Source organism: Novosphingobium resinovorum (assembly GCF_036352595.1).
GTDB lineage: Bacteria > Pseudomonadota > Alphaproteobacteria > Sphingomonadales > Sphingomonadaceae > Novosphingobium > Novosphingobium resinovorum_B.
Window position 1 is genome coordinate 18,713 of record NZ_JAZFAX010000022.1, and the last position, 25,799, is coordinate 44,511.

Annotated in this window: 15 protein-coding genes; 8 read left to right on the plus strand and 7 right to left on the minus strand. The window is 67.9% G+C overall.

What is annotated here, in order from left to right:
- The first annotated feature begins 234 nt into the window (after positions 1-234).
- Both V2S85_RS18570 and V2S85_RS18575 read left to right on the plus strand, forming a co-directional pair.
- Complete coding sequence (locus V2S85_RS18570; protein WP_330704330.1) at positions 235-1,194, plus strand: sterol desaturase family protein; 960 nt, start codon at positions 235-237, stop codon at positions 1,192-1,194.
- Between the two features lie 221 nt (positions 1,195-1,415).
- Complete coding sequence (locus V2S85_RS18575; RefSeq protein ID WP_330704331.1) at positions 1,416-3,899, plus strand: TonB-dependent receptor; 2,484 nt, start codon at positions 1,416-1,418, stop codon at positions 3,897-3,899.
- A 60-nt stretch (positions 3,900-3,959) separates the two neighbouring features.
- Here V2S85_RS18575 and V2S85_RS18580 read toward each other — a convergent pair whose 3' ends face one another.
- Positions 3,960-5,588, minus strand: a complete 1,629-nt coding sequence (locus V2S85_RS18580; protein WP_330704332.1) for a tetratricopeptide repeat-containing sulfotransferase family protein — start codon at positions 5,586-5,588, stop codon at positions 3,960-3,962.
- A gap of 178 nt (positions 5,589-5,766) precedes the next feature.
- Between V2S85_RS18580 and V2S85_RS18585 the strand changes: the two genes are divergently transcribed.
- The 3 genes from V2S85_RS18585 to V2S85_RS18595 are packed head-to-tail and all read left to right on the plus strand — an operon-like array spanning position 5,767 to position 9,904.
- Positions 5,767-6,147 (plus strand): hypothetical protein, encoded by a 381-nt coding sequence (locus tag V2S85_RS18585; RefSeq protein WP_330704333.1) that lies wholly within the window; start codon positions 5,767-5,769, stop codon positions 6,145-6,147.
- Positions 6,144-8,966, plus strand: coding sequence for a response regulator (locus V2S85_RS18590; protein ID WP_330704334.1), 2,823 nt, complete (start codon positions 6,144-6,146; stop codon positions 8,964-8,966). Before V2S85_RS18585 ends, V2S85_RS18590 begins: the two co-directional genes overlap by 4 nt.
- A complete protein-coding gene (locus V2S85_RS18595; protein ID WP_330704335.1) occupies positions 8,963-9,904 on the plus strand; it encodes a diguanylate cyclase in 942 nt (313 codons plus the stop codon). The genes V2S85_RS18590 and V2S85_RS18595 overlap by 4 nt, the downstream gene beginning before the upstream one ends.
- An 11-nt stretch (positions 9,905-9,915) precedes the next feature.
- Here V2S85_RS18595 and V2S85_RS18600 read toward each other — a convergent pair whose 3' ends face one another.
- From V2S85_RS18600 to V2S85_RS18610, 3 genes are all read right to left on the minus strand, one after another.
- Entirely contained in the window at positions 9,916-12,810 is a 2,895-nt protein-coding gene (locus V2S85_RS18600) for a hypothetical protein (RefSeq protein WP_330704336.1), read from the minus strand.
- 338 nt (positions 12,811-13,148) lie between these two features.
- Entirely contained in the window at positions 13,149-15,578 is a 2,430-nt protein-coding gene (locus V2S85_RS18605) for a PAS domain S-box protein (RefSeq protein ID WP_330704337.1), read from the minus strand.
- A 111-nt stretch (positions 15,579-15,689) separates the two neighbouring features.
- Positions 15,690-16,592, minus strand: a complete 903-nt coding sequence (locus tag V2S85_RS18610) for a DMT family transporter (protein ID WP_330704338.1) — start codon at positions 16,590-16,592, stop codon at positions 15,690-15,692.
- A gap of 83 nt (positions 16,593-16,675) precedes the next feature.
- On the opposite strand from V2S85_RS18610, the gene V2S85_RS18615 reads away from it, so the two are divergent.
- Positions 16,676-17,158 carry an Lrp/AsnC family transcriptional regulator gene (locus V2S85_RS18615; protein WP_330704339.1) on the plus strand — a complete coding sequence of 161 codons (483 nt, stop codon included), beginning with the start codon at positions 16,676-16,678 and terminating at the stop codon, positions 17,156-17,158.
- Between the two features lie 631 nt (positions 17,159-17,789).
- Here the strand turns inward: V2S85_RS18615 and V2S85_RS18620 are convergent.
- Entirely contained in the window at positions 17,790-19,130 is a 1,341-nt protein-coding gene (locus tag V2S85_RS18620) for an LLM class flavin-dependent oxidoreductase (protein WP_330704340.1), read from the minus strand.
- A gap of 172 nt (positions 19,131-19,302) precedes the next feature.
- Between V2S85_RS18620 and V2S85_RS18625 the strand changes: the two genes are divergently transcribed.
- Both V2S85_RS18625 and V2S85_RS18630 read left to right on the plus strand, forming a co-directional pair.
- Positions 19,303-20,157 (plus strand): phytanoyl-CoA dioxygenase family protein, encoded by an 855-nt coding sequence (locus V2S85_RS18625; RefSeq protein ID WP_330704341.1) that lies wholly within the window; start codon positions 19,303-19,305, stop codon positions 20,155-20,157.
- Between the two features lie 26 nt (positions 20,158-20,183).
- A complete protein-coding gene (locus tag V2S85_RS18630) occupies positions 20,184-21,935 on the plus strand; it encodes a thiamine pyrophosphate-binding protein (RefSeq protein ID WP_330704342.1) in 1,752 nt (583 codons plus the stop codon).
- A gap of 68 nt (positions 21,936-22,003) precedes the next feature.
- On the opposite strand, the gene V2S85_RS18635 is transcribed toward V2S85_RS18630, so the two are convergent.
- Both V2S85_RS18635 and V2S85_RS18640 read right to left on the minus strand, forming a co-directional pair.
- Positions 22,004-23,059: an alpha/beta hydrolase gene (locus V2S85_RS18635; RefSeq protein ID WP_330704343.1), complete on the minus strand. Its 1,056-nt coding sequence runs from the start codon at positions 23,057-23,059 to the stop codon at positions 22,004-22,006.
- Positions 23,059-25,572, minus strand: a complete 2,514-nt coding sequence (locus V2S85_RS18640) for a TonB-dependent receptor (protein WP_330704344.1) — start codon at positions 25,570-25,572, stop codon at positions 23,059-23,061. The genes V2S85_RS18635 and V2S85_RS18640 overlap by 1 nt, the downstream gene beginning before the upstream one ends.
- Between the last annotated feature and the right edge of the window lie 227 nt (positions 25,573-25,799).

A 25,799-nucleotide genomic window follows, 5' to 3' on the forward strand; every position in this document is an offset into this window, starting at 1 on the left:
CCGCCGGGCCAGAGCGCCTCTCGCACCCGGCGCGTATTACCGAAAGCCCGCCACTATGGCGGTCTTGCACCATTCCCGGCGCCGGCCAAACAAAAGAAATCGCGGCAACATTAATACGCTTGACGAGAAACGTAATATCCATACCGTGTAGAAAGTCGCCAGGCAGAGCGACGGGGCTGGGAGGGAGAATCTGTAACGGCAAGCTGGTCAACCAGCTTGGATGGGGGGTTTTCGATGGAACAACTGCCAGTCTGCAACACGGTTCTATCGCCAGACGGGCGACCCCGCGCCGTTGCTTCGGATCATGGCGCGGCGAAGCAGAAGCTGTTCGATCTGCTGCCGCCCGCGTTCGTCGCCGCCGTCGTCGCATTCTGGGCTTTCGCGCCCAAGGCACTGGCCGAAAACGGATGGACGATCGTGGTGACGTCCGCGCTCATCACCCTGGCCGTGCTGGGGCTCGAGTTCGTCCACGAACGCCATGCCGGCTGGCGCATGAACCGGCGCGAATTCTTCACCGACCTGTTCTACGTGGTGCTGGGCTCCACGGTGATCTCCTGGGTCTCGACCGCCGTGGCCGAAGATCCGCTGGCCGCCGCCAAGAAATCGCTGGGGATCACGACGCAGTGGGCGATGCAGATGCCCTGGCTGCTGCAGGTGGTGCTGGTGATCGTCCTGATCGAGTTCGGCCAATACTGGATGCATCGCCTGATGCACAACGCGACGCCGTTCTGGCTGACGCACGCGCCCCATCATCACATCACCCAGCTCAACGCGGCCAAGGGCGCGGTCGGCAATCCGATCGAGCTGGTGCTCATCAGCCTGAGCGTGGTGGCCCTGTTCGACCTTTCGCTGACCGCCAAATTCTGCGCGTTCAACGTCCTGGGGGTGGTATCGACGTTCGCGCATGCCAACGTGCGGGCCAATCCGCCCCGCTTTTACGCGCTGTTCTTCACGACGATCCGCCATCACAGCCTGCATCATTCGACCGACTATGAGGCGACCCGCTGCAACTACGCCAATTCGCTGATCCTCATCGATCGCGTCTTCGGCACGTATCGCGAAGGCGAAGCGGCGGTCGTCGGGCAGGACGATCTCAGGAGACTTTCGATCTGGGAACAGTTCGTGTTCCCGTTCCAGCCGCTGATCGACCGGATCAGGGCGAAACGAGAGGCCACGGCGGCCGCAATCAACTGAACCGCCGCGGGTAAAGACCAAGGTTGCAATAGATCAAAGGTTGCAAGGGAGCGAACGCCTCGACGGGTTTTGAGACCGTCGGGAGCAGCACGCGCGTCGATGCGACATCCGCCAAGCGATGGTCGGCGCGTGAATGAGGGTCCTCAAATCGAAGCCTGCCGGGCCTGACCAGGAGCAGGCTGCGGGGGACGGGTCACGTCAATCGGAAACTGGGGAAGCACATGACATATCGCGCGAAAATCAAAGCCGGGCTGCTGTCCGCGACAATATTCACCAGCTCCGCGCTCGCCATGCCGGCGATCGCGCAGGAGGCCGCCGCCAGCCCCGTCGATGACGGTAATGCGGCCGCCGTCTATGACGGTAATGCCATCGTCGTCACCGGCACCCGCCGCGCCACCACGATCATGGACACCCCGATCAACATCGCGGCGATCGGCGCCGACGAAATCGCGCGCCAGCGCATCGACGACGTGCGCGACCTCGCCGACTTCACGCCGGGCCTGACGATCTCCGACACCGGCCCGCGCGGCACCGGTACGATCGTGATGCGCGGCCTCAACGCCTCGGACAGCGATTCGGGCGGCGCCACGTATGACGACGCCATGGGCATCTACCTGGGCGAAGTGCCGCTCTACTACGACTTCAAGCTGCTCGACATCCAGCGCGTCGAAACGCTGCTCGGCCCGCAGGGCACGCTCTACGGCCTCGGCACGCTGGCCGGCGCGATCCGCTACATCCCCAACCGCCCGAACACCGACGCCTTCGAGGGCGAGACTCACGGCCGCCTCTACACCAAGGCGCATTCGGACGACGTCGGCTATCAGCTCGACACCACGATCAACATCCCGATCGTGCGCGATCACATCGCGTTCCGTTCGACCACGGGGCTCTATTTCGACCCGGGCTTCATCGACTCGCCGCTGCTGCTGCAGGAGCCGGGCGTGTCGCTGCCCCAGCCGGGCGGCACCGACGGGGTCTCCGCCGCCGACTATGCCGCGAACCTGAAGCGCAAGGACGACCTCAACTTCGAGAAGACCTTCACCACGCGCAACCAGCTGCTGCTGCAGACCACCGAAGATCTCAAGGTGATCTTCACTTACGCGTTCCAGCGGACCAAGACCGACGGCGCGCAGGCCAACAGCTACGGCGTCATGGGCACCGGCAAGTACGAAAATGCCAGCCGCTACACCGAACCCTCGGACCGCCGCGCGCACCTCGCCTCGATGGAGATCAACGCCAACATCGCGGACATCGCCGACCTCGTCTCGACGACCGCCTATACCGACGTGCGCGTGAAGAGTCGGGGCGACAACACCGACCTGCTGCTCGACCTCGACTACAACTACGAAGCCTTCCCCGCCTTCTCGAGCTGGAACGAGACCGACAACCGCCGCAAGCAGTTCAACCAGGAAGTGCGCCTCGTCTCGCGCCACGGCGGCCCGTTCAACTGGGTGCTCGGCGGCTTCTACAACGAGCAGAAGTACCACAACGACTATGCCGAGCACACGCCGGGCCTGACCGCCTTCTACGGCAACGAGGACTGGTACGGGAACCCGCTCGTCAATCCCGACGACCTGGAATACGTCAGCTACACCAAGTCCAAGATCACCGAAAAGGCGATCTTCGGCGAAGGCACCTTCCGCGTGACCCCGGCCTGGCAGGTCACCGCCGGCGCCCGCTACTTCAAGTACACCTCCACCATCAAGGGCGCGCTGACGCTGCCGCTGGGCGGCGACGACCCCGATACGCCCGAATACGACAACCCGCTGAGCCCCTATGACCTCTCCCCCTCCGGCGGCAACGCCAAGCAGGACGGCTGGGTCTGGAAGCTCAACACCTCGTACAACTTCACCCCCGACCTGATGCTCTACGCGACCTACAGCAAGGGCTATCGCATCGGCGGCCCGAACCGCGTGGCCCCTTGCCCCGATCCGGTCCCGGCCGACCAGCAGAACGCCTGCGCCCTGCCGAACGAGCTGCAGTACGGCCCGGACAAGACGAAGAACATCGAAGTCGGCGTGCGCATGCAACTGTTCGACCGCAAGCTGTCGTTCAACTTCGACGTCTTCCACATCAACTGGGACGGCATCCAGGTGGATTCCGCCACGTACTACGGCGTCACCGGGATCACCGTGAACGGCGGTTCCGCCAAGTCGCAGGGCTTCGAGACTTCGTTCCAGTTCAAGCCGGTGCCGCGCCTCGCGATCCAGGGCACTTATTCGTACACCGACGCCAAGCTGACGGAGGACGTGGACGGCATCATCACCGTGCGCACCACCCCGAACAATTACAGCACCCGTCCCAAGTTCACCCAGCTCGACGCGCTCTCGGGCGATCGCCTGCCGGGCTCGGCGAAGAACTCGGGCAGCCTCGGCGCCACGTACACGATGCCGATGGCCAAGGGCGACCTCAGCTTCAACTGGACCGCCACCTATCGCGGCAACGTGGTGTCGCGCATCGGCTGGGATCGCGGCTACGGCGACAAGATCCCGGGCTACGTCATGCACCGCGCCAGCCTGTCCTACGACACCGACAGGTACAGCGTCAGCCTCTTCGCGAACAACATCTTCGACAACTTCGCGATCGTCTCGGTCGGTCAGGACCGCTCGCGCATCGGCGTCAACGACGGCGTCGCGGTGCGCTACTACCGCCAGACCGTGGCGAACCCGCGCACCATCGGCCTCGAGGCGCGCATCAAGTACTGATAACGGCGTATCCCCATGCGTCCGGGGCGCTCTTCCGCCAGGAGGAGCGCCCCACTTCGTTCAGGCCGTGATGCCCTGTGCCTCCAGCCATGCGCGGGCGGGCTCCAGGGCAGCGGCATGGGCGCGCCAGCGGTCGACGGCGTCGGCGTTGATCGGCCGGCGCACCTGCGCGGCGCTCGGCGTCGCGACGGCGGCGGCATTGGCATGGAACGAAAGGCAGGCCTCGTCCCAGGCAAGGCCGCAATGCGCCAGCAGTCGCCGCACCTGGCCCTCGAAATCGGCGACCAGCGCTTCGTAGGACAATTGCAGCACGCGGCCCGGAAAACGCTGCTCCCACAAGGCCATCAGCCGGTCGAACCGCGCATAATAGCGCGCGGTGTCCATCAGGTCGTAGGAATAGGCGTAATAGGCGGACTGGCTGGCGAACAGGTTCTTGTAGTTGCTCCAGACGGTGTCCATCGGGTTGCGGCGCAGGCACACGATGCGGGCATCGGGCAAGGCCCGCGCGATGTGCCCGGCATAAAGGAAGTTGGCGGGCAGCTTGTCGGTGAAACGGGCCTTGCCGGTCCGCCGGTGATGCGCCGCGCGCGCCAGATAGGCCGCGCCGATCGCGGCGGGGTCGAGGCGCCCGCTCGCCGCGATCGTATCGGGATCGATGACGGTGCGAGACGCCGTGCCCGCCAGTTGCTTGACCGCCAGCGGCATCGCCTGGAGTTCCCCGGTCGCCTCCACCTCGGGATGGGACGACAGGATCCGATCGACCAGCGTGGTGCCGGTCCGGGGCATGCCGACGACGAAGATGGGCGCCGCTCCGGAGCGGTCGCCGTCATCCGGGGCACCATCGGAAGCCGGCCCCATCCCGCCGGACGGCGCCTCGCCGGAAAGGGCTTCGCCGAAAAGGGCTTCGATCGCATCGAAGATCGCCGCGTCCTGCGCGAAGTCGTAGCCGATCGCATGCTTGTGCGCGGCATTGGCGGCCGAGAGATGGCGCAAGGCGCCCGCGGCGTCGCCGATGTCCTCCATCTCCTTGGCCAGCGCATAGCGGATGCGCAGCGCGTCCTCGGGCCCGCCCGCCCGCGGGAGGGCGGCTTCCAGGCGGGCGACGTGGTTGTCCTGCCCCGTCTGCCGGGACAGGATCGCGAGCGCATAGTGGACCCGCGCATCGCCGGGATCGCGTGCCAGGATCGCCTCGTAGTGCGCCCGCGCCTCGGCCACGCGCCCGGTAAAGCCGCTGGCGGCGGCCAGGTTGTAGCGATAGGCGAGGTTGCCGGGCTCCGCCGCCACCGCGCCCGCGAAAGGCGCGAGCGAGGCTTCGTGGTCCCCCAGCCGCGCCAGCACGCAACCGATCGTGTCGAGCGTCAACGCGTCGGCGGGAGACAACGCCCCGGACAGCGCCCCTGACAACGCCAGCGCCTCGCGCGCGGCACGGGCCGCATCGCCCTCGCGCCGCAGCAGGACGAGCAGCCGCGCCAGTTGCGCCAGATGCTCGGCCAGCGGTCCCCGCTCCACCGCCGCCTCTATCAGGGGAACGGCGCGGGCGACTTGGCCGGCCTCGGCCGCGACCATCCCCAGCAGGAAGAACCCCGCGGGCTGCCCCGGCGCCGCCTCGACCAGGGCCTTCGCCGCAGCCGCGGCGGCAGCCAGATCGCCCTGCCCGAGCGCCGTCCTGGCCTGTTCCTCAAGTGTCATGCAAAATCCCAGGAACCGCGCGAGGATGAAACAGGGGAAGCCTAGCCACTCCGGAGGAACCTGACAATCGAACCTGGCCGCGCCCTCCCGGCATCGACGGAACTTCACCGCTCTTAACCATTAAATAGGCATATTCGGGTAACGAATCCGCATGATCTGGACGGCGAACGCACATCGGATGGACACGCGGTCCGCAGGCGCCCCCAGGCGTCGTCCTCATCGCGAGCCCGCAGGCTCCCTGCGCGACTATCTTCCAGCCGCGGCGCTGCTGACCGTGGGACTGGCCGCGCTGGCCGTAAGCTGGTTCCTGTCCGGCCCGAACTCCGGACAGTACCTCGTGATCGCATCGCCCACGACATCGCTGACCGGCAGCATCGACCTCGTCCGCCGGGCGGGGGGCAGGCTGGCCGCGACGAGTACGCTGCCCAACATCGTCATCGCCGGATCCGACCGCGACGACTTCCCTGCGACGCTGCGCCTGGCGGGTGCGTGGCTCGCCGTTCCCGTGCCCCCCGTGGCCGGTTGCATCACCTCTTCTGCTCAGGAGCCCAACCCGTGATCGTCGAACTGGACAAGCTGCGCTACCAATCCGGCCGCCTACTTCTTGCCTTGTTCTGGCTGCACGTCCCGCTGTTCGTCGCGGTGGCGCTGCTCACCGGCGGCGCGCCGGCCATGGCCGCGCTGGCGGGAATCGTGGTCGCGGGAAGCTATCACCTGACCTGGATGCGCAGCGGCACCGCGCCGGCGACGCGCTATGTCTCGGCGGTCGCGCTCATGGCCGAGCCCGCCATCCTCCTCGTCCTCCTGCGCGGCCATGCCTGGCAGATGGACATGCACATGTACTTCTTCGCCATGCTGACGCTGACGATCGGCTGGTGCGACCGGCGCGCGGTGCTGGTCGCCGCCACCGCCGTCGCGCTGCATCACCTATTGCTGCTCTACCTGCTGCCCTCCGCCGTGTTCTCGGGGCAGGGGAACCTCGGCCGCGTGCTGCTCCATGCGGTGATCGTCGCCTTCCAGTCGCTGGTGCTGGTATGGCTGAGCGACCGCCTCGTCGAAAGCTTCGAACTGCGCGAACGCACCCGCGAGGCCGAGGCCGCCAGCCGCGCCAAGAGCATGTTCCTGGCCAACATGAGCCACGAGATCCGCACGCCGATGAACGCGATCCTGGGCTTCTGCCACCTGATCGCGCGCACCGATCTCGATCCCCGGCAGAAGGACTACGTCGGCAAGATCAGCCAGGCCGGCGCATCGCTGCTGCGGCTCATCAACGACATTCTCGATTTCTCCAAGAACGAGGCCGGCAAGCTCACCCTGGAAACCAGCCCGTTCGACTTGCGCAACGCCATCGCCAGCCAGCTGCAGCTGATGGCGACCGAAGCCCAGGCGAAGCGCGTGACGGTCACCTCCGAAATCGCCAGCGCCGTGCCGCACCGCCTCTGCGGCGACGAACTGCGGTTCAACCAGGTCGTGCTCAACCTCGTCAGCAATGCCGTCAAGTTCTCCGAGAACGGCAGCGTCACCGTCAGCCTCGACAGCGTCGCGGAGCAGGACGAGCAGGTCACCCTGGAACTGCGCGTGCGCGATACCGGCATCGGCATGACGCCCGAGCAGCAGGCCGCGCTGTTCCAGTCCTTCGCGCAGGCCGACAGTTCGACCACGCGCCGCTTCGGCGGCACCGGGCTCGGCCTCGCCATCTGCCGGCAGATCGTCGAGCAGATGGGCGGCACCATCCGGGTGGAAAGCGCGCCCGGCCAGGGCAGCACCTTCATCGCCCGCATGGTGATGTCGCACGAGGACGAAAATGCCGTAGCCGACATCGCCGCGCCCGAGCATGTACAGCGCCTGCGCGTGCTGGCGGCGGACGACAACGCCGCCTCGCGCCAGTTGCTCCACGATATCTTCGCCGAATGGCGCATCAGCCTCGACCTCGTCGCCTCGGGCGACGAGGCACTGAGCGCGATCCGGGGCGCGGACGAGGCCGACCGGGCCTATGATCTCGTGCTGCTCGACTGGAAGATGCCGGGCATGAACGGCATGGAGACGATCGAGGCGATGCAGGCCATGCCGCACAAGGCGCCGCTGCCGCGCACGCTCATCGTCACCGCCTACGGCGCCGACAGCCTGACGGTGAACGGCAACGCGCCGCCCTTCGCGGCGGTGCTGACCAAGCCGATCGCACCCCGCGCACTGCTCGACACGATCGTCGACATCTTCGCCCACGATGCCGCCGCCGGCCATGCCATGGAAGCGGAAGCCGCGCCCGCGCTGGCCGAACGGTTCCGCGGCGCGCGCGTGCTGCTGGTCGAGGACAACGAGATCAACCGCGAGATCGCGATCGAGCTGCTGGCACAGGCCGGGCTCGTCGTCGACTGCGCCGAGAACGGTCGCATCGGCTGCGAGCGCGTGGAGGCTGCAGGTGGTGCTTATGCCGCCGTGCTGATGGACGTGCAGATGCCCGAAATGGACGGCATCGCCGCCACCCGGCACATCCGCGAGACGTGGCCGGCGGACCGCCTGCCGATCATCGCGATGACTGCCCACGCGCATGAGGAAGAGCGCCAGCGCTGCCTTGCGGCGGGCATGAACGACCACATTTCCAAGCCGGTCGATCCGGCGGCGCTGATGCGTACGCTGGAGCGCTGGCTACGCCCGGCGGCCACGCCGCCGGTCGTGCCGGCGCCCGCCGCCTCGGTCGAAGTGCTACCCGTCAGGACGGCGGCCTCCCCGGCCATCCTGCCCGAGAGCCTGCCGCCGTTCGATCTCCCGGCCGCGCTGCGGCGCGTCAACGGCAAGGCCTCGCTGCTGCACAAGCTGATCGTCACGTTCGGAGAGACGTACGCGGCGGTGGCGCAGGACTTGCGGACGCAGTTGGCGGGGGGCTTCCTGCCCGATGCACGGCGCCTGGCGCACAGCCTCAAGGGCGTTGCCGGATCGCTGGAACTGGCGGAAATCCAGCGCTCCGCCGCCACTATCGAGAAGCTGATCGCCGAAGGCGAGACCGAGCAGGCGCTCGTCACCATCGCCGCTCTCGAAGTCCAGCTCGTCCCCGCCCTTGCCGCCGCCGCCAGCCTGACGCCCCGGCGCAGCGCCGAGGCGTCCTTCGCCGGACCGGGCCACGACAGCGACGCCGCCGTGGCCGCGCGCGAGGAACTGCGCGACCTGATCCGCCGCCGCAGCCTGGGCGCACGCGCCGGTTTCGGCCGTTTCGCCGCGGCGATCGGCCTGAGCGACGGGGCCCGCGCAGACCACCCAATCAACCGCGCGCTCGAGAAACTGGACTATGACACCGCACTGGCACTGATCGGCACCGAAGAGGTACCAAGCGACACCGAGGATGCACCCAGCGCGACCGACAAGGCAGGAGCAGCGGCATGAGCAGCGGCATCAACAGGGCAACCATCCTCATCGTCGATGACGAGGTCTCGAACATCGAGATCATGAACGCGGTGCTGGAGGACGACTACGAGATCTTTTTCTCCACCTCCGGCCAGCAGGCGCTCGACACGGCGCGCGCGACGCCGCCGGACCTCATCCTGCTGGACGTGCTGATGCCGGGGATCGACGGCTTCGAGGTCTGCCGCCAGTTGAAGGACGACCCGGTGCTGTGCGACATTCCCGTTATCTTCACCACCGGCCTGGGCGACACCGACCACGAGATGCGCGGGCTCACGCTCGGGGCGATCGACTACGTCACCAAGCCGATCCAGCCCGCCATCCTGCGCGCGCGGGTGGGCAACCACGTCGAACTCAAGCGCCTGCGCGACCAGTTGGCCAGCCTGGCGGTGACCGACGCGCTGACCGGCCTCAGCAACCGGCGCCAGATGGAGCGCGCGCTGGAGGCCGAGACCGCCCGCATGGCGCGCAACGGCGACTGGCTGACGGTCATCATGATCGACATCGATTTCTTCAAGCAGTTCAACGACACTTACGGCCACCCGGCGGGCGATCGCTGCATCATGATGGTGGGCTCGGCGCTGGCGCGGGCGGTGAAGCGCGCGTCCGACCTGCCCGCCCGCTACGGCGGCGAAGAATTCGCCTGCATCCTGCCCGGCGCCGACCCGGAAGGCGCGGCACTGGTCGCGCAGGAGATCAGCCTGCACGTCCAGTCGCTGAACATCCCGCACGAGCAATCGCAGATCAGCCCCTTCATCACCGTCAGCATCGGCGTCGCCAGCGCCCGCTGCCTGCCCGGCATGAAGCCCGAACTGTGGATCCGGGAGGCGGACCAGCAGCTCTACAAGAGCAAGCAGGAAGGCCGGAACCGCGTATCGGGAACCGAATTCTCAGGCGCGGGGAGCGATATCGACGCCTGAGAAATCAGGCGTCAGCACAAGGCCACGGTTTCCGGGGTGCCGTCGCGGCGGGACATGATCAGCGAAAAGGCCCGGGCGATCTCCAGCCTGGCAAGGTTGGCGACCGCCTCCAGGAACGCGATCGTGCGCGGGTGCACTTTCGAATCCGTCCAGAACAGCCGGGAATTGAGCCGCAGCCAGTCCTCGACCGCATCGGCGGCCTCGCGCTCGGCCTTGCGGTAATCCTTGGGAGACCATGTCCGGGGATCGTCGTCCCCGCGCACTTCCGGCGTCGAGAAGTAGATCGCCCGCAGCCCCTCGATCATGGTGCGCATCCCGCCCGTCAGCTCGACGGCATTCATGAACACATCGGCACCGCTGCGAAGCTGCGGCGCGCTACGCCCAGCGCCGACCAGCAGCGCCAGGCGGGTATGCCTGGCATCCATCAGGAAATCCTCGAGCGAACGGCCGGGCTGCTTCTGGCCGAGGAACTTGAGCGTCCCGTCGAGCGCGGAGCGGCTTGACGGATCGTGCTCGTACAACCTGTCGTATCCCTCGCGCACGATCGCCCGCAGCCTGCTTTCGCCCAGCACGGGTTCGCCCAGGCTCAGCAGCGATGCCAGGCTGGCCCGGTCGAGCGCCAGCTTGAGGATCAGCGAGGCGTTCAGCCTGGCGTCCTTGCCGGGGCTTCCCGCCCAGCGCGTGAACGTCTCGCGCGCCAGCACCAGCGCCGGCGGGGCGATCAGCCCGGCATCGGCCAGGCTGCCGACGAAGCGGTCCACTTCGTGCCGCTTCAGCCCATCGTCGATGTGGCCCATAGTCACCGCCAGCCCGATGGCCCGGTCCACTGCCGCCGGGGCATTGGTCAGCGCCCTGGCGGCGACCAGCGAGAAGCTGCTTACCAGCGTGATCTCCCGGTCGGCATCGAAGTGGCTGAAACGCCTTTCCAGGTTCGCCCTGGTATCGACCTGCACCGTGCCGGTGGCATCGACCGTGACGCTCGCCGCGGCGCCGAGGAGATCGCCGCCACTGATGCCGAAGCCCAGCAGCAGCAGGTCGATCCCGACCTTGCGGCTGCCCGACGCATAGCGCCGCAGGCTCGACCGGCTTTCGTCGAGATCGAAATCGGCGCTTCCCGCCCCGCTTTCGAACAGCTTTTGCAGCGCGGGAAAATCGCCGTGCGTCAGCGCCCGGAAGATACGCCGGGAAGCATCCGAGCGCGACAGGAAGGTGCCGGTGATCTCGACGGCGGCGCCGTCCTGCCGCTGCTCGGCGATCTGCACGGCGGCGGATATCTTCGCACGGGCGGCATCCTGCGTCGCGGCGAGCACCTTGCGGAACAGCGCGTCATACCGGTCGACCAGTTTCCTGACGCCTGCCAGCGCCGCGTCCGCATCGGCCACGGCCTGCCCGGAAATCGCCCCCAGCCGCTGCAGCGCCTTGCCGAGCGCCGCCTTGTCCGCCTTGAACAGCGCCTCCACTTCGTCCTTGAGGCCAGCGGCCGCCCGGTCGATCAGGGTGCCGGCGCTTTCCTTCAGCGTCTTGCGCAGTTCCGCCTGCGCGAATGCCGGCAAGGCACGTCCCAGATTGTCGAGCAGCGCATCCACGGCCGCATCGCCCTTGCCGGCCGACCAGCCCTGCGCGGCATCGAGCGCCCCGGTCAATTGCCCGGTGACCCAGGCGACCAGTTCCGACTCCTCCGGCGTACCGACGCCGACGACGCCCTGCAGGTCACGCACCAGCGCCTTGCGCAGGGCATCGTCCTTGACCAGCTTCTGCGCCTGCTTCTCGATCACCGCGCCGGCCTGCGCCTGCAGCCACGATCCCGGCGAAAGATAGGGCTTCACCCTGGCGAGGACCGCGTCCCATTCGCCCAGCGCATCGGCCAGCAGCGCGTGGACCCGTGCCGCCAGCGCGGCGAAGTCGATCGTCACCCCGGCCTGCAGCCCCAGCTCGGTCGTGCTGCCGCGCTGCCGCGATACCGTCGCCACGATCCGGGGCTGGACGTCCCCCGCCCGCCGGTCGGCCCGGAAGGTCAGGAAATACTTGCCGTCCAGCCTGAACCCGAGCGAGATCGTCGCGCCCAGCTGCGCCTCGGCGACGCGGCCGAGCGCGGCAAGGTCGGCGACCGACAGCGCGACCTCGACCGCCGCATTCCCGTTGAATTCGTAATGTATCCCGGCCAGGTCGCTGCCCGCGAAGCCGTTCCAGACAGAGTCGAAATCGAACGGATCGACCAGCTCGGGAAGCCGCTCGGCCAGCGCAGCGGCATAGATCCGGTCCTGGTCGGCGACCGCGAAGTAGTATTCGAGCGCGCAGTTCGCGCTCGCCCCGCCAGACACCCCGATGCTGCCGGCAGTGAACGGCAGGGAAACATCGCCCTTGGCCTGCAGGCTGCCTTCCGCCCGCAGCCGCAGCAGCGCACCCGGCATGGAGTCGCTGTAGGGCCAGGTATCGCCCGCCTCGATCGTCAGCGCCGCCGCGCCGCCGAGCGACAATGCGTAAGTGCCCTTGCTGCCGCTTCCGCCCACGGTGCCGTCACCGCCGACCTTCCCGGACAGGGGCCAGCTCAGCAGCCCCCGGTCGCGCGTACCGCCGGCCCGTTCATCGAAGGCCCCGATCGGCTGCAGCAACCGCGCCACCGCCTCGGGAATCCGGTCCAGTACGCTCTTGAGCCTGGCCGCCCCGTCCTGCAGCGCCTTCAGCACTTCCGACGCGCCAAGCCTGGCGAAGGCGGCCGTCACATCGGCGTCCGTCGTCCCCTCCGCGACCGCGCGCACCAGCGCCAGCGCCGATGCATAGCCGGTGACCTCGCGCGCCAGATCCCGCCATTTCCCGGCCAGGTCTCCGAGCGCCCGGACCAGCCTGGCCTCTTCCTCCAGCCCGATCGTATCCGCGATCCGCAACAGTTGCCCGGCTTCGCCCATTGTCGCCCGTTCCCCCGCCGGGAAGGATGGTCCGCGGTGGCTGGCACGGACGAACCATGCCGACCAGGATGGCCTCAGGACAAATACCCCGCAGCCGCCCTGGCAACAACGCAGAATAAACCACCCGGCACTGATGAAATCACCCATCGACACCGCGTTGATTCGCAGTCTCGATACCCGAACTGGACTATCGATTTGCGAGCGACGGACTGTCAATCAAGAATATATCCGCAATGCTTGCAGATTGACCGGCCAATATTGTCGAAGTCATGAATTAGAACGACAAGGGTTCCTGGCGATGAACGAAATTTCATCGCCTGCCCGACGGAGCGATACCGTCAGTCCTGCATCAGGTCGCGCACGCGCGCGGCCAGGGTCTCCACCACGAAAGGCTTGGTAAGAACCTTCATGCCGGGTTCGAGGTGGCCGTTGCCGATCACCGAATTCTCCGCATAGCCGGTGATGAACAGGACCCTGAGGTCCGGCCGGCTCTCCCGCGCGGCGTCGGCCATCTGGCGGCCGTTCATGCCGCCGGGCAGGCCGACGTCGCTGACGAGCAGGTCGATCCGCACGTCGGACTGCAGCACGCGCAGGCCAGAGGCACTGTCCGCCGCCTCGATGACGACGTAGCCCAGGTCTTCCAGCACGTCGGTGACCAGCATGCGCACACTCGGCTCGTCGTCGACCACCAGGATCGTCTCGCCCGCCTCGGCGGCGCCGCCGGAACCGCGCGGTTCGGGAGCGGTCTCGACGTCGGCCTCGCCGTAGTGGCGCGGCAGGTAGATGCACACCGTGGTGCCCTCGCCCACCTCCGAGTAGATCCGCACCTGCCCGCCCGACTGCTTCGCGAACCCGTAGATCATCGAGAGCCCGAGGCCGGTGCCCTGCCCGATCGGCTTGGTCGTGAAGAACGGGTCGAAGGCCTTGGCGATGACGTCGGGCGTCATGCCGACGCCGGTATCGGTCACGCACAGCGACAGGTATTGCCCCTCGGGAATGTCGTGGGTCCGCGCGCCGTTGCGGTCCAGCCACTTGTTCGCGGTCTCGACGGTGATGCGTCCGCCGTGCGGCATCGCGTCGCGCGCGTTGATGCACAAGTTGAGCAGGGCATTCTCGAGCTGGCTGTCGTCGACGAGCGTGAGCCACAGGCCGGCGGCACCGACGGTCTCGACGCGGATCTGCGGGCCGACGGTGCTCTGGATCAGCTCGGTCATGCCGCTGACCAGCGCGTTGACGTCGGTGGGACGGGGATCCAGCGTCTGCCGCCGGGAGAACGCCAGCAGCCGATGCGTGAGCGAGGCCGCGCGCCGGCTGGCGGCCTGCGCCGCGACCAGGTACTTGTCCACGTCCGGCAGCCGCCCCTGCCTGAGGCGCGTGCCGACCATCTCCAGCGCGCCGGAAATGCCCGCCAGCAGGTTGTTGAAATCGTGCGCCAGCCCGCCGGTCAACTGGCCGACCGCCTCCATCTTCTGCGCCTGGCGCAGCTGCGCCTCGGCGTTCATCAGTTCCGCCGTGCGTTCCGCCACCCGCTGTTCGAGCGTCTCGTTGAGCACTCGCAGCGCCGATGCCGTGCGGTCACGGTCCGCCTCTATCGCGCGGCGGGCCTCGATGTCGCGGAACATGACCGAGACCTGGCGCCGCTCGGGCGGTTCGACCCGCGTGGCCGAGACCTCGATATGACGGCCGGCGGCGGCGAAATAGCGCTCGAAGCGGATCGGCTCGCCGGTGCGCACGACGTTGCCGTAGATTTCGCTCCAGCCCTCGGCGTCCTCCGGCTCGAGATCGCGCAAGGTCCGTCCGACGATGCCGGCGATGCCGGACTGGCGTTCGTAGCCGCTGTTGGCTTCGACATGCACGTAGTCGCCGAAGGGCCCGTGCGGCCCGTCGATGAATTCGATGATGCAGAAGCCGTCCTCAAGGGCCTCGAACAAGGCGCGGTACCGCTGTTCGCTGCGCGCCAGCGCCTCCAGGGTATCGTGCTGGGCGGTGACGTCCCGAACGACACCGACGAACCGGGTCGTACCGTCATCGGCATGCTCGACGGTGCCGGTGCGCGACAGCCAGCGCACCTCGCCGGTCGCCGGATGACGGACACGGTACTCCACGTCGAGGGGCGGTTCGCCGCTACGGCGCGAGGCCAGCGAAGAGGGGACGCGGCGATCCTCGGGCAGAACCCGCGCCTCGAACTCGCTGACGGGGTAACGCGACTTGTAAGGCAACCCGTAGAGCCGGCAAAGCTCGGGCGTGGGGATCATGATGTCGGATGCGATATCGACCGTGAACAGGCCCACGCCGCCCGCCGCCTGGGCCTGGTGCAGCCGTGCCTCGGCAGTCTCCAGACGTTCGTGCGCGCGGTGCTCGGCGGTCTGGTCGCGCAGGATCTTGACATAGCCGACATGCTGGCCGGCCTCGTCACGCAGCGGCGACGTGCGGCCGCTCGCCCAGAAGAAATCCCCGCCACGCCGCAAGTGCCAGCGGTTGTCGAGGCCCCGGCCCTGCTGCACGGCGAGGCGCAGCTCGTCTTCCGGCACACCCGCCGCGCGCTCCTCGTCGGTGAAGATGATGCCGATCGGCTGGCCGACCACGTCCTCTGCGATCCAGCCCAGCAGTATCTCGGCACCCTTGCTCCAGTCGGTGATCGTGCCGTCGAGGTCGGTGACGATGATCGCGTGATCGTCCGCGCTGTCGACGATCGCACGGTGGCGCGCCTTCGCCGCATCGGCCGCGATGCTGGCGCGCCGCAATTCGCACTCGAAGTCTTCGCTCATCCACGCACGCTCTTGGCGACTCGATTCCCTAGGTCGCTACGGGCCATAAGCAGCAGCCTTTGCACTTCCCGCAGCGCAGGGAAAGCGTTCCGCCGAAGAATTCGTTCCAGCCTATTCCAGCCGCTCGGCCGGGCCGGGGCCGGGCGACAGCACGACCGAGCCCACCGATGCCGCCACCACCAGCGCGATCGCAAGCCACTGCAACCCCACCAGATGCTCGCCCAGCAGCGCCGCCCCGGCCACTGCGCCGACCGCCGGCTCCATGCTCATCAGGATGCCGAAGCGGTTGGCGGGGATCTGCTTGAGCGCGATCATCTCCAGCGAATAGGGAATGGCGCTGGACAGGACCGCGGTGACCAGCCCGATCGCGATCAGCGAGGGCGCCAGCAGGGCCGTGCCCGCCTCGTGGATGCCGACGGGCACGACGATGATCGCCGCCGTCGTCATGCCCAGCGCCACCGCCTGACCTCCGGGAAGGTGCGTGGTGCGCTTGCCGAACACGATGTAGAGCCCCCAGCACACGCCCGCCATCAGCGCGAAGCCGACGCCGACCGGGTCGAGCGCATGCGCGGTATCGCGGATCGGCAGCAGCAGGAGCAGCCCCGCCGCCGCCATCCCCACCATCGCGAAATGCGCCGGGCGGCGCGAGTGCAGCAGCGATACCGTCAGCGGCCCCAGGAACTCGATCGCGATCGCCAGGCCGAGCGGGATGGTCCGCAGCGCCAGGTAGAAGCTCAGGTTCATCAGCCCCAGCGCCGCGCCGTAACGCATCGTCGCCAGCACGTCCGCGCGCCCCGGCAGGCCGCGCCAGGGGCGGAACAGCGCAAGCAGGATCAGCGCCGAAAAGCCCACGCGATACGCAATCGCGCCCGAGGCGCCGACGTGCGGAAACAGCTGCTTGCCGAACGAGGTGCCCACGCAGAAGGCGGCGATCGATCCGGCCACCGCAAGATAGGGCAGCGCCTGCATCAGCGGCGCCGGAGCGGCGCGGGTGGAGGAGGAAACCGTGGTCATGCCCGCCTTATATCCACCCGCCTCTGGCGAAGCTTGGCGATTTTCGGCATTCAACGCCGGATTTCGCCGTTATTGGGAGAAGAATGATGGAAATCGTCGAACTCGACCAGTTCGACCGGCGAATCATCGCCGTGGTCCGGCGGCACAACCTGGAGCCGGCGCGCGCGATCGCGGCTCAGGTCGGGCTCTCGGAAAGCGCCGTGCTGCGGCGGCTGCGGCGGCTACGCGCGGCGGGCGTGATCGTCGCCGACGTGTCGCTGATCGACACCACGCGCCTGGCCCCGGCGATCACCATCCACGTCCTCGTCGAACTCGTCCGGTCGGGCCTGCGCATGGAGCAGGCCTTCGCCGCCCGGCTGGAGCAGCGCCCGGAAGTGATCGGCGCCTGGAACGTGACCGGTCGCACCGACTTCCTGCTGATGGTCACGGTGCCCTCGATCGAGGCCTACCAGCGCTTCTCCGACGAAGTCCTCGCATCGGACGAGAACGTCAGGGATTTCGAGACGCTGGTGACGCTGCGCGAGATCGTCCGGCTCGACCCGCTGCGCGCCGGCGAGCCGCTGTAAGGGCGGCCGGGTGCCTCGACGTTCGCTTGCCTTCAACCTGCCCCCTCCACCCGCTTGGGCCGAGCGGGGTTGGGTTGAAACGCGGCAGACAGGATCGCGTCAGGTTACCGCCCCATTGCGGGCATTGGTGCAACAACCTAGAATTCTGGAACATGAGCAATTATCGTTTTGTACCTCGCTGCAAACGCGATCTGATCGGATCAACTGGATTGGGCATGCTCAGTCTCTTATTTCTTGGCGTGTGCCTTGCCATCGCCGGGGCTAATCGTCTTGCTGACACCTCGGCTACCGACCTTGCTTCATCTGCATCGGAGACTGCCACGATTACCTTTATCGGAGTCGGGGGTAGCAAGTACCGACCCGGCCTATTTGGGGTCGTACATGCGCAGAACGCCGCTGGATTGGTCGGCTCGAAATCGGTACAGCCTAATGAGATTGCCGGGTGCAAAGTGGGTGACAGGATAAAGGCGCGGCAGTCTGGGGTCACCTTGATCTTGGCCCCCGCGCCATGCCGGTGAACTTGATAAGGCCGCTGAAACGGAGCCCGGCTTCCCTCCCCGTTCCACCCATGACGGCCATCTTGCGCAGTTCTCAATTGCCGAAGCGCCTGTCGAACATGTGCTGACGCTGCTCACCCCAGCGCCGGATCGCGCCGCGCGGGACGTGGCAAGCCGAGGCGGTCGCGCAGGGTCTCGCCTTCGTATTCGCTGCGGAACAGGCCCCGGCGCTGCAGTTCGGGCACCACCATCGTCGCGAAATCGCGCAGCGAGCCCGGCAGCATGGGCGAGGAGATCGCGAAACCGTCCGCCGCCCCGGCGTGGAAGGCCTCCTCGATGAGGTCGGCGACGTCCTCGACCGAGCCGATCGCCCGCCAGTGCCCGAAGCCCGCCGCATAGCGCAAGTACAGCTCGCGCAGCGACAGCCCCTCCTCGCGCGCTTCGGCAAGGAGGTTGGCCTGGAACGTGGTCATGCCGTCGCTCGGCGGAATCTCGGGCACCGCGCCGTTGATGTCGTAGCCCGAGAGATCGACCTTGCCGCCCAGCACCGCCGTCAGGATCTGGATGCCCACCGCCGGATCGACCAGGTTCTGCAGCGCGTCGAACTTCGCCTGCGCCTCGGCCCGCGTCTCGCCGACGAAGGGCACGAGGCCGGGCAGCACCCGCACCGTATCGGGATCGCGCCCGGCCGCCGCGACGGCCTCCTTCACCTTGACGTAGAACGCCCGCGCGGTCGGGATCGAGCGCTGCTGGGTGAACACGCAGTCCGCCGATCGCGCCGCCAGGGCGATCCCCGCCGGGGACGAGCCCGCCTGGAAGATCACCGGATGCCCCTGCACCGGCCGCAGCGCATTGAGCGGCCCGCGCACCGAGAAGTGCGCGCCCTTGTGGTTCAGTGCCGACAGTCCCTCCGGACGGAAATAGCGGCCGCCCGCCTTGTCCGCGATCAGCGCGCCGTCGTCCCAGCTGTCCCACAGCCCCCGCACCACGTCGACGAACTCCTCGCCCCGCGCGTAGCGGGCATCGTGGTCGGCCTGCAGGTCGCGGTTGAAGTTGCGCGCCTCGGCCGGGTTGGCCGAAGTGACCAGGTTCCACCCCGCGCGCCCGCCGCTGATGTGATCGAGCGAGGCGAACATCCGCGCGACGTGGAACGGCTCGCAGTAGGTCGTCGACATCGTCGCGACGAGGCCGATCCGCCGGGTCACCATCGCCATCGCCGAAAGCGCGGTGATCGGCTCCAGCATCGCGATCGAGTTGGAGGTGCGGCTCAGTTCCTCGTTGCTCGCCTGCTTGAGCGCGTAGTTGTCGGCCAGGAACACGAGGTCGAACTTCGCCGCCTCGGCGATCTGCGCCTCCTCCACATAGCGGGCGATGTCGAAGGCGCCGTCGGCCGGGCAGTCCGGGTGGCGCCAGCCGGCGATGTGGCTGCCGGTCGCCGAGAGGATCGCGGCAAGGCTCAGGCTGCGGGCGGACATGGATCAAGGCTCCTCGGGTGCGTCTTTGCCTGCCTTCTCGCGCCGGACGGTGCCGCTGCGCAGGGGGCGGCGCGGTCATGCTCGCTTGACGAATAGGGCGTCCGGGGGGAATTCCGGAACGCGGCGGTTTGCGGTCTTTCAGGCGGGACACAGCCTGCCAGGGGAGTCGGCGATGATTGACTACACCACGCGCGGTCCCGTCCGCGTCGTCGAAACCGATTGGTCCGCGCTCGATCTCGCGCGGCAGGACGAGCACCTTGCCGTCGAGGGCTACGTCGTCGTGCCCGGCCTGATCTCACCGGTGGAGATCGACACCGTGCGCGCCGAACTGGCCGACCTGCCGATGAACGTGGCGCCCTATTCCGAGCACCAGAAGTTCGCCAAGGAACCGCCGCAGTGGCACAGCCCGGCCTTCGCCGGGATGATCGGCAACCCGCGCCTCACTCCGCTGCTGGAAAAGGCGCTGGGCAAGGACGTGGTGTTCATGCTGGGCCACTACATCACCAGCGGCCCCGGCGTGCCGGGGCTGGCGCTGCATTCGGACTACCAGCCATACGGTTCCGAGGCGAAGGGCTGGGAGGAAAGCAGCCCGGCGACGCTGCGCGTGCTGATCTATCTGGACGACCTGACGCTGGACAAGGCGCCGTTCACCATCGTCCCGCGCTCGCACCTCGCGATCCACGAGGTCGCCAACCCTTATGTGCGCTACAACCATCATGCCGACATGAAGACGATCACGCTGAAGGCAGGCGATGCGATCGTGTTCAACGTCAAGGCCTTCCACGGCACCCACCCGCACCTTGGCGACGAGGGACGCGGCATGCTGGAATTCGCCTATCGCCCGCTGTGGGCGCGCTGCGCCGGGCCGGTGAAGGAATGGACCGACGAGCAGCTTGCCAAGGCGCCCGACAGCGCCCGGCGCTTCCTCGCCCCGCGCAATGCCGGGCGGGCCGAAGACATGCTCGGCCAGACCCTCGACGCGCGCGAGGGCGATTTCTCCGGGCTGATGCCCAGCACCGCCGCCTGATTTCGAGAACGGAAAAGATGAACGACATGACGAACTCCCCCGCCGCGAGCCCCGCCGCGACCATGACCGGCGGACAGGCGATGATCGAGGTCTTCCGCCAGCAGGGCCTGCGCACCGTGTTCTGCCTTGCCGGCGCCGCCCACGCGCCGCTGCTGCGCGATCTGGAGCAGACCGACTTCCACATCGTTCCCAGCCGTCACGAGAACGCGACGGTCGCGGGTGCGGATGGCTTTGCCCGGGTCACCGGGCTGCCCGGCGTCGCCATGATCGCCGGCCACCAGGGGCTGCCCAACGCACTTGGCGGCATCCGCACCGCGCAGCTCGCCTGCTCGCCGGTGGTGCTGCTCGCCTCGGTCAACGAGGGCAGCAGCGAATCGATGTCGGAAGAGACCAACGACGGGCTCGACATGGTGAAGCCCTTCGTAAAGTGGGCGCGCACCGTCACCGACGTCAACCGGCTGGAGGAATTCCTCAACGCCGCGTTCCATCAGGCGACTTCGGGCCGCCCCGGCGTCGCCGTGCTCGGCATCCCGACGCATATCCAGGGCCAGCCGCTCAAGGACGGCGCCGCCGTGCGCAGCCGCAAGCTGCGGCCGATCCCGCCCCAGCCCGCCGCCGAAGGCATCGCCGCGCTCGCCGAGGCGATCGGCAAGGCCGAACGGCCGCTGGTGCTGGCCGGCGCCGGTGCCGCGCTGTCGGGCGCGGGAGAGGCGCTGCGCACGCTCTCGCACGAATTCGGCCTGCCGGTGTTCGGCCATGCGCTGGGACGCGGGCTGGTGGCCGAGGACATGGACCACGGCTATCCCTGGGCGCTGTCGCAGGTGGCCGCCAAGCATGCCGACCTCGTCATCGCGGTGGGCATCCGCCTGCAGCAGCGCATCGGCTTCGGCATGGCCCCGCGCTTCGCCGAAAGCGCCGTCTTCGCGCAGATCGACATCGACGGCGGCGAGATCGGCCGCACCCGCACGGTCGAAATTCCGATCCAGGGCGATGCCCGCCTCGGCGTGGAGATGCTGGTCGAGGCGCTGCGCGCCGGCGGGCGCCAGCCGTTCGCGCGCGCGTGGGTCGGCAAGGCACTGGCCGAACGCCTCGCCCGCCTCGACGAACTGGGCCGCGATCCTGGCGCGCCGGTCCATCCCCTTGCGATCGCGCGCACGCTGATGGACCAGTTGCCGCCCGAGACGATCTTCGTGGCCGACGGGGCCGACGTCTACAACTGGATGTCCTCGCTGATGCGCATGCGTTCGGAGCGGTGCTACATCGACCACTATCCGCTCGGCTCGATGGGCATCGGCACCCCGCTCGCGGTCGGTGCCGCCGCGGGTGCGCGGCAGCAGGCCGAGGATACCGGCACGCCGCCGCGCCCGGTGGTGCTGGTGACCGGCGACGGTTCCTTCGGCTTCTACCCGTCGGAGTTCAACGCCGCCGTCGTCGACGGCCTGCCGCTGACGTGCGTGATCTCCAACGACGGCAACTGGGGGACCGAGCGCAATGCCCTGCTCACCCGGCTCGGGACCACGGTGAACTGCGTGCTGGGGCAGCTCGACTATCATATCGTGGCGCAGGGGTTCGGGGCGGACGGGGTGAAGGTGGAGAGCCTGGCCCAACTCGCCCCCGCCATCGCCGGCGCGCTGGCGAGCGGCAAGGCCACCGTCGTCAACGTCATCACCGCCACCGACGCCGGCGAGGCGCGCAAGCAGGATCCCCGGCTGCAGATGGTGACGTTCGAGGATCTCAAGTCGAGCCTCGATGCGCATCATGTGATGGACTTGCGCTGATGCCCGGCACCGTCCCGGCGCATGCCGGGACGGTCACTTCCAATCGGTTGGCCCATCAGGCCGTCAGTTCAGGGGGCCAGCCGCGTCGCGAAGAAATGCGCGATCACGTCATAGGCATCGCGCGATTCCGGCAGGTCCGGATCGGTGAAGAACGCATGCCACAGCCCGTCCCAGACGTGCAGGTCGGCATCGACGCCGGCCTTCACGAGGTCGCGGTGCGCGGTGATCGTGTTGCTGAGCGCGAAGTCGCGGGTGCTGGTGATGAGCAGCGTCGGCGGGAACCGCCTGAGCAGGTCGGACGAGCGCGCCGGGATCACCAGCGGATCGGCGTCCGACTGCCCTTCGAGATAGCCGTTGCCCGACTGGGTCATCGGCTTGACCACCGTGGGCAGCGGATAGCCGTTCAGCATCGAGCCGGTGTACTGGCTGTCGCCGCCGGTCCCTTCGATCGAGCCGCAGAACGTGCCGATCGCGCCGGGCATCGGCAGCCCCGCATGGTCGATCCACGCCACCGCCTCGCCGGTCAGGACACCTCCGGCGGAGCAGCCGTAGATGCCGATGCCCCTGGCCGGATAGGTCTTGAGCAACGCGCGGTACACCGCCGTCACGTCCTCGCTGCCGGCGGGAAACTTGTGCTCAGGCGCCATGCGGTAGTTGACGGTGACGACGGTGAAGCCGCCGGTCGCCGCGATGGGTACGGATTCGACCAGCGCCCCGCTCGGCCAGCCGAACAGGAACGAGCCGCCATGGACGTTGACGAGCACCCGCCGCCGGTTCGCCGCCGCCACCCCGCCCCGGGGCGTGACCACCTGGACCTCGACCCCGCCCATCGTCTCGCGGCGCACGTCGACACGGTAGCGCGCGGCCATCTTCGCCAGCGTCGCCCGGTCGCGCGCCTCGTAATAGGCGCGCACCGTGTCGATCGGGTCGCGCGCCTGATCGACGCCATGCTCGGACTGGCGCGCCACGAAGGCCGCGCGGGCCTCGGGCGAGGCATGGCTGGAGAACGGGATCGTCCCGCCCTCCGACCGTACGCTGCCGTCCTGCGCCGACGCCGAAGCCGACGCGGCGACCAGCCCGAAGGCCAGCGCCGCGCCGATCTTGCCGAAATGGCGCCGTGCCATCAGAAGTTGTAGCTGAAGCGCACGCCCGCGCGGCGCGGCTCGGGCATGTAGGCGACCATGTTGAGCGGCCCGAAGCTGCCCGCCGCCACGTCCAGCAGCGACATCGCCGACTGGATGGTGCGGTTGTCGAACACGTTGTCGACGTAGAACGTCACGTTGTAGGTGTCCGAGGTGATGCCCGCCTTGACGTCCACCAGCGCGTAGGAATGCAGCTTCCAGGCGTTGTACGGGTCCGACCAGCGCTTGCCGCGATAGGTCGTGGTCGCCTCGACGAAGGCCTTCGCGGTGTCGCTGACCTCCATCGAGTAGTTGGCGGTGATGTTGCCGCTGTGCTTCGAGGCGCCCTCGATGCCGTTGCCCGACAAGTCGATCTGGCAGACCTGGGTGGAGCCCACCGTCATGATCGTGCAGGTGCCGGTGCGCGCCGGATCGAAGGTGGACGTCGTGTTGTAGACGAAGTCCTTGTACTGCGCGTCGAGGTAGGTGTAGCCGCCCGAGATCGTCAGCCCGTGGACCGGCTCGATCCCGAATTCCGCCTCGAGCCCGTCGATGGTCGCCTTGCCCGCATTGGTAGTGACGCTGAGCGCACCCTGCGAACTGATCGAGGTGTCCACCGGCACCAGCGTGGACGCCTGCTTGTTGGAATAGTCCATGTGGAACCCGGCGAGGTTCAGGTAGCCCCGGCCGTTGAGGAACGTGAACTTCGCGCCCACTTCGTAGTTCGACACGCGCTCCGGCTTGTAGGTGCCGAGGTCGATGTCCACCGTCCCCGCCTGCGAGATGCCGCCCGGCTTCACACCGCGCCCGGCCGATGCGTAGAACATCATGTCGCGGCTGGGCTTCCAGCTGAGGATGCCGCGCGGCGCGAAGTAGGTGGTGGAGGCGGACGCCGTCCCGCGCGAGCCGCCGAACACGATCGGCAACGTGCCTTGCGTGAAGTCGCCGCTGCCGATCGCGACGCTGCGACCGAACAGGTAGTCGTAGCTCTCCTTGGCGTAGCGGCCCTCGACGCTGGCGGTCAGGGTCGGCAGGATGTCGTATTCGACGAGGCCATAGCCGGAGATGTGCTCCGACGTGCGGCCCACCGTATCGGCGATCGGCGAACTGCCGCCCTGCTGCGCAAGGTTCAGCCAGGCCGATGCATTGATGCCCAGGCCATAGCTGACGATGCGGCGGTCAAGCTGCTCCACCTTCTCCCACCAGTAGAGACCGCCCACGGCCCAGCGCAGCGGCCCGCCGTCCATGCTGGAGAGGCGCACTTCCTGGTTGATCTGGGCGGTCTTGGTGCTGATGTCGAACTGCCAGAAGCCGTTGTGGCCGTCCGACGAATATTCGCCGAGGCCGCCCGGCGCCGGATAGCTCACTTGCGTCAGGGCGCGGCCGAAGTAGTCGACGTCGGCCTTGGTGGTGCCGGTCGACCGGGTATAGCCGGTCCACGTCGACAGGTCCGCGAAGCCGAGGTCGTATTCGCCGTGGATCGAGGCGAACAGGTTCTTGGTGCGCGCGCCGGGATAATCGGACTTGCCGGTCGGATCGCTGGGATCGGCGCTGAAGGCGATCGGCACGTCCTCGTTCTCGACGTAGCCCTTGCGATAGCCGTAGACCGAGGCCGGGATCGTCGAGGTGCCGATCTTCTGGCCGACCACGTCCGCTGGTGTCGCCAGTTGGGTCGAGAGGCCGTTGGCGAGGCCGTAGTACTTGGCCGCGCGCTGTTCCTCGTGGTCGTTGCTGTACGTCAGGCGGGCGATCACCTTGCCGGCATCGTTGGGCTGCCACTTGACCGCGACCGAGCCGCCCCAGGCCTCGTAGCCACCGAGCTTGTTGCCGGTCACCGAGTTGCGATAATAGCCGCCATCGCGCGTGTAGACGCCGTTGACGCGCATCGCCAGCGTCTCGTTGATCGGCAGGTTGAGCGCCGCCTTCGCCTCGGCGCGGCCATAGAGGCCGAGTTCGCCGCCGGCCGAGCCGCCGAACTCGTCACCCGGCTCCTTGGGCACGTAGTTGATCGCGCCGCCGAAGGCCGAACGGCCGTAAAGCGCGGACTGCGGGCCCTTGACCACCTCGATGCGCTCGAAGTCGAACAGGCGCAGGTCCATCAGGTTGCCGCCGCCCGACGTCGCCAGGGACTCTGTGGTATAGTCGATGCCGTCGATCAGGATGGCGACCGCCGGACGGCCCGAGTTGCCCGGCAGGCCACGGATCGAGATGCGGTTGTCCTGCGGCGAGAAGCCCTTGTCGAACTGAAGGCTGGGCTGCTGCTTGATGATGCCCTGGACACTGTTGATGCCCTGGCGCTCGATCTTCTCGGCCGAGATCGCGCTGATCGCGATCGGCACGTCCTGCAGCGATTCCTGCCGCTTGCGCGCGGTGACCATGATGACCCCGCCGGCATCGACGGCGGCGCTGTCATCGGCCGGCGCCGCGGCGGTCTCGGCGGCGGCCTGCGACGCCATAAGCATCGCGGCCAGCGCGACGGTGGACTGAAGTACGAGTGAAATCCCTGACTTGCGCATGGCGCTTACCCCTCTGTATTCGCCTGAACCTGCTTCTGCCTCCTGCGGCCGGTGTTCCGCGCGGTTGTCCCGTGCGGCCCCTGCTCGTCTTGTGGTCGAGACTGTCACTTGCGGGCGAAACGACTACTCGGGATCGATTCCTGTTCGCTTGCCGATCAAACGGCGGCGGCAGCGCTTCGCGCGCCCCTGCGTGGCCGGTAACGCCGCTCCAGCCCGCAGCGCCACAG